This is a genomic window from Segatella sp. (genome assembly GCF_977051555.1).
In genome coordinates this window covers 82,589-93,843 of sequence record NZ_CDRSSE010000008.1, presented here as the reverse complement: position 1 = coordinate 93,843, position 11,255 = coordinate 82,589, and the positions used below count along the sequence as shown (strand labels likewise).

The window sequence follows — 11,255 nt, the reverse complement described above, 5'->3', positions numbered from 1 at the left end:
CAGTTCCTCCCCCGCCCTTCTTCATTCCAAAGACGCTTACTGAAACTAAATTTCAACCACTAAAACAAGCATGTGACTATCATTATCCACTTAGTATTAATCATTAAAAAACAAAGCAAAATGAAAAAAGTAAATTGGAAAGCCATCATCAACTTCCTCATCACGGTATTAACAGCTGTAGCCAGCTCATTCTGTGTACAGAACTGCTAAAAGAAGGGAGGTTGCCATGACACAGAAACATCGTAGCATTTCACTCATCGTGATTCATTGTTCAGCCACGAGAGTGACTCAGGATTTCACATTCGAGCAGTTGGAGGCCTGCCATCTTGCCCGCGGTTTCAAGAGTATCGGTTATCATTATTACATCACGAAGGATGGTGTGGTATATCCGGGTCGTCCGGAATCGGAAGTCGGAGCCCATGCCCGTCATTACAATGCCCACAGCATCGGCATCTGTTATGAGGGAGGTCTCGACAAGAACGGCAAGCCTGCCGATACGCGTACTCCAGCCCAGAATCAGGCTCTGTATTCGCTTCTGGAGAGCCTCTGCCTCTCCTATCCTGATGCAGAGATACTGGGCCACCGCGATTTGCCGAACGTTCACAAAGACTGTCCGTCGTTTGATGTCAAGCGATGGCTGAAGGTGGTAGATTTCCACATCTAGCCGATTTTCGGAAAGGATTTCATCATATTTATTTTTTTAAGTTGATTCAAGCCCGACAGGAAGCTGCAACGCTCTCCTATCGGGCTTTAATTATTGTGTAAAGAAGAGAAATTCAAAAAAAATATGGAAAAGGATTGCATTGTATTTATTTTTTTAGTTGATTCAAGCCCCACAGGTAGTATTCCTGCGGGGCTTTTTCATCGGAGTTATATGAACTGTTTTTCAGAAAAATTACTGAGCTTTCGCAAGTTTTCGCCACACGCCCTGAAGGGCAAAAGCCTTATAAATGACTCGGTTCTTTAAAGCTTTAGCCCTTAGACTTCCAGTCGTCAATCGTCCCAGTCTTAGACGAGAAGTTGCAGCCTATCAGGTAAATCGTTCTGTTGTCTGTAGCATATTCACGGGCATATCCTTTTTCCTCGATTTGTTTCAAGGCTTCAGTTGCTGACCCATCACGCTTAAATTCGAAGATATACACAAACATTGGGGTCTCAATAATGCAATCAACCCGTCCTTCACTTTGCTCCTTTTCTATTAGAACGGTAAAACTGCTTATCATGCGAATCACCAGATAGAAGGTATATTGGAAGTATCGCTCTTTTTCCCGCTCGTCATCTTTGCGTCGCTGACTATATGGTATACTGGCGAAGAAGGAGGTGAGTAATTTCTCCAATTTGTCGCAATCTCCTGTCTTCATCGTGTTAACAACTTCTACGACCCATGCATCAGGCGATTCCTTGGGCTTCAGATAGTTGGCTGCCACCATGGTTACGAAACCAGCTTTTACTTCATCGTTTGGAAAATCCAAGAGATAAGAATCGGTATCCATGTTCCAATCCTTAATGGTGAGATAACCACTCTGGTAAATCATTGGCAATGGTGCCTCTGTATCCGCCTTGTAATCTATAAAACTGCTGGTAGGATAAAATTTCCCTGTCAATTCATTGAGGTTTTCGTCGAAGTGAGCTAATAGGCGAACCAGGTAGGTAGGCGAACCAGTACGGAACCAGAAATCACTCAGGATTTTCTTGCTCTGTGAGTTCAATATACTGAAAGGATTGTAGATATCGAGCATGTTTGGGCTAAAATGGTAACCATCGTATTTACGTTTGAGCCGGTATTTCATCTCATCCTCAGATACTTTATATCTTGCAGCCATAGCCTTGATTTGCTCATCAAAGACAGAATACAGTTCCTCTTCCGTGATGCCGCAAAGAGCCTCGTAGCGGTCGTCCATGCTGATATCATCTGGTTGGTTGAAACCGCTGAATACACTTACTTGCGAGAACTTGGTAACACCTGTCAACAGCACGAATTTCAAATCTTTGTCAGCAGCCTTGAAGACACTGTAGAAACCTTTCATGATTTCACGATGTCGGTCTTCCAACAAACGTTCGTTGCCTTCAGAATCGAAGGTCTTTAACCCTGTGTCTAAAACATCCAATAAAGGTTTGTCATATTCATCTATCAGGACAACGGCGCCCAATCCTGTCTTTTCGTGGGCAGCTTTCAAAACAGCCATGAATCGGTCTCCCAAGGTGTTGGCCAATGGGTTTCTGCCATAAATCAGTTCTTGAGTTTCAACAAAAGTCTGCAAGGTTTTTTCCAATTCGCCAGCCTGCGTAAAATCCTTGCCGTTGAAATCTATATGAAAAACAGGATATTGTTTCCATTCTTTTTCTAACGGTTCGATGGCAAGTCCTTTAAACAGTTCTTTCTTTCCTTGGAAGTAGCATTCCAAGGTAGAAATCAACAACGACTTTCCGAATCGTCTTGGACGACTCAGAAAATATATATTCCCATTGTGTACTAAATCATAAACCAAGTCTGTCTTGTCAAGATAGACATAACCATCATTTCTGATTTTTCCAAAGTCTTGTATTCCTATAGGATATTTCATATTGTTGCTTTATTTGATTTTTTGGCAAAGTTACGAAAAAAGTTGGTATCTGCAAAATAATGCGGAATAAAATGTCTTATTTTCAGATAAAAGCAATTTTGGAAAGGCTTGCATTTTATCTTAAGTAGTTAAAAGAGGGTGTGTCATGGATTTATGACACACCCTTTTTCTGTTTATCTATTTCTTCTTCGGCAAACCAATCTTCTTGCCTACCTTGAAACGGTCGAAACCTTCGCCATAAACACCGATGACGGCACTCTGGCTAACAAAGGCGGTAGGATCAATCTCATCGATAAGACGGAATATCTTCTGAGACTCACGCTGACGCGCCAATACAAAAAGCATGTGGACATCCTTGCCACTGTAACAGCCATGACCATCCATCACCGTACAACCTCGGTCGGCGGCGGTATTGATGGCAGCACTGAGCTCCAGATACTTGTCACTGATGATGAAGAACTGAACCGAACGGCGCAACGCATTCACCACATGATCTACACAGAGCGACTGCACAAAGAGGCAGACATAACCGTAAATCACCATCTCCCAATCGCGCAATACCAGATAAGAACTGGTGATGATACACAGGTCGCAAATCATGATGGCATGACCCAGGGAAATGTTCCAATACTTGTTGATCATCGCCGCTACGGTATCAGAACCACCCGTAGAACCATTGCAGGAAAGACCCAGACCGGCACTGCTGCCCATGAAGAACGCACCGATGACCGTTGCCATGAACGGCTGGTCGTGAAGCAGCGGCGTCATGCCTACCGTATGCGTCTCTATCAGACGGGTAGTTAAGGCAAAGATACCAACACCATAGATGGTCTTCAGACAGAACTTATAGCCCAGAATGCGGAATGCGATGAGAAGCAGGAACACATTGAGCGCCAGATAAGATACAGATGCCGGGATGCCAAATCCCCAGTAAAGGATAGAAGCGATACCTCCTACGCCACCCATCGTAATGTGATTGGGAAGCAGGAAGATGTTCAAACCGATACTACCTTCTATCATCGCCAGGGCAATGATAACGTAGTCGCGGATTTCATGAAGTTTTGTTTTTCTCGTCATATAAATATACGTATTTCTTAAAATGCGGTGCAAAGGTACTAAAAAATAAGTAAAAAACGGGCAGCTACGTGAAATATTACTTAAAAAACAAATCTTTTTTATGAAACCGGCACCTTAATTCGAAAAGATTTCCTATTTTTGCAGAAACTAAGCATTATTAATTATCAAAAAATTCTAGTCTATGGCTAATTACGAAAATGAAATCAACTCGTGGCCAGTCCTGAAAAACGGACTGCACTACAAATGGCTTGTCGACTACGCTGCATTCAGCGCCTTCGGTACTTTTGAACTCACAGCAGAGGAATGGGAAAAACGCGACCTTATCGTCAACTTTAAAGGTAACTCTGAACTCACTACGGAGATGGACCATCAGGAAGCCCTGAAGAAGGCTATCGAAATGGTATCAGACAAGCTGAAGAGTCTTTTGGGCGAAGAGGCAGCACAGTTTACCCTGGTCTGCATTCCTGCAGCTCTTGAGGCGCATACCAAGCGCCGTTTCAAGGAGTTCAGCGAGGAGATATGCAAGGCTACGGGCATGACCAACGCCTACCCTGCCTTCAGCTACACGCATGATGTAGATGAAGATGGCGATCCTGTAGATGAACTCCATATCGACGAGGCTTTCTTCCAGGGCAAAAAGCTTATTCTCTTTGATGACATCATCGCATCCGGCAATTCGGTAGCCAAATTTGCCGACCAGCTGGAAGGATATGGTGCCAAGGTTATACTGGCGATAGCACTGGGAAAAAAGATTTCTGACGGATATGACCAGAAATAAGATATTTTATAAATTGATAGTTTTTTAGGCACGGATTACCTTGCCTAAAAAACACCATTTATTAACAGAAAGCAATTTGCTTTCCCTTTTCTATGAACTCTGCATTCACGATGTCGATATCCTTCCACATCGCCATATCCGACTCCAATGCGGCCAGGCTTAAGATATCCTCGCCATAACTGAAGAGGCGCTCTATCATCACACCATAGGTAAGATGCTCTATCTTCTCTATCGGATGAAGAACCACCGATTCCTCAAAACTGCCTTTCTTACCATTCCGGATTTCTACCAGCAAACGGGCACGTAGGAGTTCTTTAACCGACTGGTTAATAATCTGTTGAGGTATCTTCGTTAAATCATGAATTTGCTTCGGAGTATACGCCTGCTCGCCCTGATTGAACCGGTGACATACCAGATGCATCACCAGCCCACATACCTTGATGCGCTGCACCAGTTTCAGATGGTCATACTGCAAATCGCCATCATAATAATGGATGTTCTGGTTGGTATGGCAGAGCAAGGCGCCAAAGACCACGATGGCCCAGGATATCTGGAGCCATAACAGGAACAGTGGTATGGCTGCCAGCGAACCATAGATGACATTGTAGCTGGAAAGAAAAACCTGCAGATAGATGTAACCATATTGTAGCGCCGTCATGCAGACACCCGCCAGGAACGAAGGCACCAGGGTACTGCGAACCCGGATATAGGTATTCGGGATGACATAATAGCAGAACACGAAGAACAGGAACATCGGAACAAATGCCGCCAGATGGAGAATGAACGAAGGAATGGTATCGCCGATATCCGCTATCCTATCGACATTGTCCACCATATTCACCGTCCATACATTGATGCTCGAAGCAAAGAGTATCAGCAGTCCCAGACCAAACAGGATGGTAGGATATTCGGTAACAATCTGCTTCCATGAACGCTCGCCCGTATGCCAGATATCATCGAAGGTAAGCTCTATCTTCTGCATCAGCGAAACGATGGTATAGAGAAACATCACGATACCCGTACCGATGATATAGTTGCTCTGCGTATTCTCGATATAATTATGAACGAAGTTAACGATGGTCTGCGCCACAACGGGCTGTGCCTCGAAGGTGGTAGAGAGCCAGGATTCGAGCAGAGAGGCATAGCCAAAACCACGGGCTATGACAAACATCATCGCCATGAAAGGTATCAGAGCCATGAAGGAGGCGAAAGTCAACGCAGCCACATCCCTTGCCCACATATCCTTGAGATAGAAGATGCGACCGGCAAGCATACCCATCTTGATCCAAGACTTGAGTCTGCCCCGGAAGTCTTTGATATTAGAAGAATTGAACTCTCTGATATCTTCGTAAAAACCTAGTATTCTGTCTATTACCCCCATAAGTTTAAAGTATTGGTTTCACGATAAAACATCAAATCCCTCCACAACACCACCGGGATGCCGTGAAGGGATTTGTCTTAGTAGAATTGCTTCAGTTCTATGGATTAATAGAACTTGAAGTAGTTGCGAGCATTGTTGTAAGAGATGTCCTCTACCATACGAGAGAGGCTCTCCATGTCGTTAGGAAGCAAGCCCTTCTCTACATCATTGCCGAGGAGGTTGCAGAGCAAACGACGGAAGTACTCGTGACGTGGGTAGCTGAGGAATGAACGTGAGTCAGTCAACATACCTACGAAACGGCTCAGGAGACCCAATACAGAGAGTGCGTTCATCTGGCGGGTCATACCATCGAGCTGATCGTTGAACCACCAGCCAGAACCAAACTGGATCTTGCCTGGGCAAGAACCATCCTGGAAGTTACCGAGCATGGTAGCGATTACCTCGTTGGCACATGGGTTCAATGTATAGAGGATAGTACGTGTAAGCTTACCCTCCATGTTGAGCTCATTGAGGAAGCTGCTCATAGCCTTGGCTGTAGTGAACTCACCGATAGAATCGAAACCGGTATCAGCACCGAGCTTGTTATACATCAATGTATTGTTGTCGCGGATAGCACCATAGTGGTACTGCTGTGTCCAGTCGGCAGCGTAATCCATCTCAGCGCAAACCTTGAGGAATGCATGCTTGTACTGACGGATTTCGAGAGCAGAAAGCTGCTGGCCACGCATAGCCTTGGCAAAGATAGTCTCAATCTGAGAATCTGTGTATGGCTCATCGTAGAACTCCTCGATACCGTGGTCGCTCAACTTACAGCCGTTCTCTGTGAAGAAGTCGTGACGCTTCTGGAGGGCATCAACCATATCCTGGAATGTAACGAGGTTAACACCTGCTACCTCACCGAGCTTGTTCATATAGTCAGCGAAATCTGGCTTCTCGATGTTCATAGCCTTGTCAGGACGCCAAGCTGGAATCATCTTGATTTCGAAACCGCTCTCACGTGTCTGCTTGTGGTAACGCAGGTCATCGATTGGGTCGTCTGTTGTACAAACGCACTCAACATTATAATGACGCATCAAGCCACGAGCGCTGAACTCAGGCAACTGCAACTTCTCGTTACACTCATCGTAGATTTCACGGGCTGTCTTAGGGCTGAGCTGCTTATCGATACCGAAAGCAGTCTTGAGCTCCAGGTGAGTCCAGTGATAGAGAGGGTTACGGAAAGTATAAGGCACAGTCTCAGCCCACTTCTCGAACTTCTCCCAGTCGCTGGTATCAGTACCTGTGCAGAAGCGCTCATCTACACCATTGGTACGCATAGCACGCCACTTGTAGTGGTCGCCACCGAGCCAAAGTTCTGTAATACTCTTAAACTTGTGATCATTTGCTACCATCTCAGGGATGAGGTGGCAGTGATAATCGATAATTGGCATTTTAGCCGCATGATTGTGGAAAAGATCCTGTGCAGTCTTAGTGTCGAGCAGGAAGTTTTCATCCATAAATTGCTTCATAATTCGTTATCGTAGTTTTTAAATGTTTATTTATTCACTATGAATTGTAGCGCAAAGATACAACAAATATCGGAAAAAAGAATCGTTTAAGCGAAATATTTTTGATTATTTCACTTAAACGATTACGTTGGGTTGTATTATACAATGATTCTTGTCTTATGATAGCTTTCGCGGAATTCACTTGGCGAGCATCCTTTCTTCTTCTTGAAGATACGGTTGAAGTTGCTGAGATTGTTGAATCCGCAATCAAAACCTATCTCGCTTATACTCTTGGCGGTATCTACCAGCATACGGGCTGCATAACCCAGACGGAGGTCGATGATATACTCTGAGATGTTTCTGCCGGTGTGGAGCTTGAAGAAACGACTGAACGCACTGCTGCTCATACCTGCCAGCGAAGCAAGCTCCGGCAGACGGAGTTCATCCATATAGTTCTTGGAGATATAATTCTTCACCTTCAGAATGCGTCGGCTATCGTCTTCTATCGTTACCTTGGCATAACTGCTGGAAGCCAGCGTACGGGCATTTTCGCAGCGTGACAGTTCATAGAGAATGGTCAGGAACTGCTGCACGGCATAGAAACCATCTTTCACTGAACTTAAAGAATCGAGCATTCCGTATACCTTCATGATAGCCTGCATCGGAAAGACAAGTCCCTTCTTCGCTTCCTGCATCATGCGGGTGATGCTGGCGTAGGGATTTCTTCCGAAGAGCGTTTCATCACCCATGGAGAAATCAAACTGGATGGTAATCTCACGGATGTCTTCGCTGTGGCATTCGTTCTGTTCCCATACATGCTCCAGATCAGGCGATGTGATGAGACAGAGGTCATAGTCGCCTATCACCTCCTGCGAATCGCCAACGATTCTCCTTACTCCCTTTGCATTCTCTACAAAGTTCAACTCGTACACCGAATGGTTATGGATAGGATAAGTAAACTCCTTCTTGTGTCTGTCTGCAATATAGAGCACATCCTTACCCATCAGCGGTGTTATCTCGTGTATGATTCTTCTATCTTCTGCCATGGTACTTAAGGATTAATCACTATTCTAGATATTCAAAGTCTTGAGAATGTCGCTCATCTTCTGCTTGGTAGCGATACGGGTAGGAACCAGAGGCAGACGGAGCTCGTTCTCGATGAAGCCCATATCATTGAGCAGCGCCTTTACGCCGGCAGGGTTACCATCCACGAAGAGCAGACTGTAAAGCTCGGTGAAAGAATGATGAATCTTACGCGCAGGCTCATATTCGCCACGGAACTCGAGACGGATCATACGGCTGAATGCCTTAGGCAGAGCATTGCCGATAACAGAGATAACGCCGGCTGCACCACTGGCAATCATAGAGAAGGTAAGCGCATCATCGCCACTGATAACATCAAAATTATCAGGCTTGTTCTTGATAATCTCATCTACCTGCTCCAGGCTGCCACTAGCCTCCTTCACGGCTACCACATTAGGGAAGTCGCGGGCGATACGGCAGGTGGTTTCAGGCTTCATGTTGATACCGGTTCTGCCAGGTACATTGTAGAGCACGATAGGCAGCGGACTAACCTGGGCGATGGCCTTGAAGTGCTGATAGAGACCTTCCTGAGAAGGCTTGTTGTAGTAAGGACAGATACTGAGGATACCGTCGATGCCACTCCAATCGGTGTTCTTGATTTCTTCAACGACAGCAGCAGTATTATTACCACCACAATATTTCAATATCTTGACGCGACCCTTGTTCACGTCTTTCACCAAATCTGTGATTTTATCTTTCTCTTCCTGTGTAAGACATGGAGCCTCACCAGTTGTGGCAAGGATGCAAAGGAAGTCTGCACCATTGTCAATTTGAAACTCTACCAATCGCTTGAGCGACTGATAATCAACCGAGCCATCGGTGTTGAAAGGAGTAATAAGGGCAACACCTAAACCCTTGAATATGTTCTGTGCCATAATCTATAATATCAAAATCGTTGGCAAAAGTACACAATTATTGTCAATTTGCAAAATAAAAATGAACTTTTCTTTCAAGATTGTACCATTTTTGAAAAAAATCTGTATTATTATACCATATTTCACGTTTTTTTAGTAACTTTGCACCCGAATTAAGCAAAGAACGAAGAACAAATCAAAGCTCAAAGTTCATAGCAAAAACAAAAAAAATCAAAGATAGCACATGAGATATTTCATATTCTTCGGTTACGACGGCACCAACTATCACGGCTGGCAGATTCAGCCCAATGCCAATTCGGTGCAGCAGGAGTTGCAGCGCGCCCTCTCCATCCTTCTGAGAAAGGAGATGGAAGTGGTGGGAGCCGGAAGAACCGATACCGGCGTACATGCCCGACACATGGCAGCCCACTTCGATACAGACAGGATTCCGATGGAACCCGACCAGCTGGTATACCGTCTGAACCGCATCCTGCCCCGCGACATCGCCGTATACGAAGTTAGGGAGGTAGCCCCGGAGATGCATGCCCGCTTCTCTGCCACCTCGCGCACATACCATTATTATATCCATACGCGGAAGGATCCGTTTGAGCGCCATTATTCACTGCAGATGAACTATCCCCTCAATTTCGATAAGATGAACGAGGCGGCACAGCATTTTCTGCATCACGAAGACTATGCGGCGTTCTGCAAGGCGGGTGGAGATAACAAGACCACCATCTGCCATGTAACAGCCGCCCGATGGGTACAGACCTCTCCTACCACCTGGTATTTCGAGATTACCGCCAACCGTTTTCTGAGAAACATGGTGAGAGCCGTAGTGGGCACGCTCATCGATGTAGGCAGAGAAAAGATTACGATGGAACAGTTTCTCGATATCCTGCACAACGGCAGCCGCAGCGATGCAGGCGAAAGCATGCCGGGCAACGCATTGTTCCTGGAAAGCGTAGGGTATGATTTCAAAGAATAAATGATTAGAAACACAAGGGCGCGAGCCTCATTCAACATTTAACATTCAACATTTAACATTCATAAAAATGTGGTTAGTATTAGCATTTCTCTCAGCAGCGCTGCTGGGATTTTATGATGCCTTCAAGAAGAAGGCACTTTCAGGTAACGCAGTGATTCCCGTGCTCTTTCTGAACACGCTCTTCTCATCGCTCATCTTCCTGCCGTTCATCATCTTGAGCTATACAGGAAATTCGCTGGATGGAACGATGTTTCATGTAGCAGAAGGCGGATGGGAAGTTCACAAGTACATCGTGCTCAAGAGTTTCATCGTATTGAGCAGCTGGATCTTCGGTTATTTCGGCATGAAGCACCTGCCGCTCACCATCGTAGGACCTATCAACGCCACCCGACCGGTAATGACGCTCGTGGGTGCCCTGTTGGTTTATGGTGAGGTACTAAATCTCTACCAGTGGATTGGTGTCATACTTGCTATCATCTCCTTCGCCATGCTTTCGCACAGCGGCAAGAAAGAGGGTATCGACTTCAAGCACAACAAATGGATTTACTTCATCGTGCTGGCTGCCGTGCTCGGTGCAATAAGCGGCCTCTACGACAAGTATCTGATGGCTCCACCCGAGAATGGTGGTGTAGGATTAGACAGAATGATTGTGCAGAGCTGGTACAACATCTACCAGTGTTTCCTCATGGGAGCCATGCTGCTGATGATATGGTGGCCTACCAAGAAGAATTCTACCCCATTCCACTGGCACTGGAGTATCATCTTCATCAGTATCTTCCTTTCAGCAGCCGACTTCGTATATTTCTACGCATTGAGTCTGCCTGGCGCCATGATCAGTATCGTGAGTATGATCCGCCGCGGTTCTGTCATCGTCAGCTTCCTCTTCGGTGCAGCCATCTTCCATGAGAAGAATCTCAAGGCGAAGTTCGTGGATCTGCTCCTGGTATTACTCGGAATGCTCTTCCTCTATTTCGGAACAAAGTAATGATTATAAAAAAGTCTTGCAAGCATATAGCCTGCAAGACTTTTTTTATGTTTTATGT

The 11,255-nt window shown here is 45.4% G+C and carries 11 protein-coding genes; 5 read left to right on the top strand and 6 right to left on the bottom strand.

Features of this window, described 5'->3' with window-relative positions; all coding sequences use genetic code 11:
• Positions 1 to 120 precede the first annotated feature (120 nt).
• Both ACWJAO_RS03540 and ACWJAO_RS03535 read left to right on the top strand, forming a co-directional pair.
• The gene (locus ACWJAO_RS03540; protein ID WP_287799070.1) at positions 121 to 210 is read left to right on the top strand and encodes a smalltalk protein; all 90 of its coding nucleotides are present in this window, start codon (positions 121 to 123) and stop codon (positions 208 to 210) included.
• A gap of 16 nt (positions 211 to 226) precedes the next feature.
• Entirely contained in the window at positions 227 to 664 is a 438-nt protein-coding gene (locus ACWJAO_RS03535) for an N-acetylmuramoyl-L-alanine amidase (protein ID WP_287838689.1), read from the top strand.
• Positions 665 to 971: 307 nt separating this feature from the next.
• Here the strand turns inward: ACWJAO_RS03535 and ACWJAO_RS03530 are convergent, their stop codons facing one another.
• Positions 972 to 2,564, bottom strand: coding sequence for an AAA family ATPase (locus ACWJAO_RS03530; RefSeq protein WP_449139281.1), 1,593 nt, complete (start codon positions 2,562 to 2,564; stop codon positions 972 to 974).
• Positions 2,565 to 2,741: 177 nt separating this feature from the next.
• On the bottom strand, positions 2,742 to 3,641 hold the full coding sequence (locus ACWJAO_RS03525; protein WP_006846749.1) for a YitT family protein: 900 nt from the start codon (positions 3,639 to 3,641) through the stop codon (positions 2,742 to 2,744).
• A gap of 181 nt (positions 3,642 to 3,822) precedes the next feature.
• Between ACWJAO_RS03525 and ACWJAO_RS03520 the strand changes: the two genes are divergently transcribed.
• A complete protein-coding gene (locus ACWJAO_RS03520; RefSeq protein WP_449139280.1) occupies positions 3,823 to 4,419 on the top strand; it encodes a phosphoribosyltransferase in 597 nt (198 codons plus the stop codon).
• 61 nt (positions 4,420 to 4,480) lie between these two features.
• Here the strand turns inward: ACWJAO_RS03520 and ACWJAO_RS03515 are convergent, their stop codons facing one another.
• From ACWJAO_RS03515 to dapA, 4 genes are all read right to left on the bottom strand, one after another.
• Positions 4,481 to 5,800 (bottom strand): YihY/virulence factor BrkB family protein, encoded by a 1,320-nt coding sequence (locus tag ACWJAO_RS03515; protein ID WP_449139279.1) that lies wholly within the window; start codon positions 5,798 to 5,800, stop codon positions 4,481 to 4,483.
• 104 nt (positions 5,801 to 5,904) lie between these two features.
• Entirely contained in the window at positions 5,905 to 7,308 is a 1,404-nt protein-coding gene (gene uxaC / locus ACWJAO_RS03510; protein WP_022121060.1) for a glucuronate isomerase, read from the bottom strand.
• A 137-nt stretch (positions 7,309 to 7,445) separates the two neighbouring features.
• Positions 7,446 to 8,333, bottom strand: a complete 888-nt coding sequence (locus ACWJAO_RS03505; protein WP_449139278.1) for an AraC family transcriptional regulator — start codon at positions 8,331 to 8,333, stop codon at positions 7,446 to 7,448.
• Between the two features lie 24 nt (positions 8,334 to 8,357).
• A complete protein-coding gene (dapA, locus tag ACWJAO_RS03500) occupies positions 8,358 to 9,245 on the bottom strand; it encodes a 4-hydroxy-tetrahydrodipicolinate synthase (RefSeq protein WP_449139277.1) in 888 nt (295 codons plus the stop codon).
• Between the two features lie 223 nt (positions 9,246 to 9,468).
• Between dapA and truA the strand changes: the two genes are divergently transcribed.
• Together truA and ACWJAO_RS03490 are read left to right on the top strand one after the other, a co-directional pair.
• The gene (gene truA, locus ACWJAO_RS03495) at positions 9,469 to 10,212 is read left to right on the top strand and encodes a tRNA pseudouridine(38-40) synthase TruA (RefSeq protein ID WP_449139276.1); all 744 of its coding nucleotides are present in this window, start codon (positions 9,469 to 9,471) and stop codon (positions 10,210 to 10,212) included.
• Positions 10,213 to 10,279: 67 nt separating this feature from the next.
• Positions 10,280 to 11,197, top strand: coding sequence for an EamA family transporter (locus ACWJAO_RS03490; protein ID WP_449139275.1), 918 nt, complete (start codon positions 10,280 to 10,282; stop codon positions 11,195 to 11,197).
• The last annotated feature ends 58 nt before the right edge of the window (positions 11,198 to 11,255 follow it).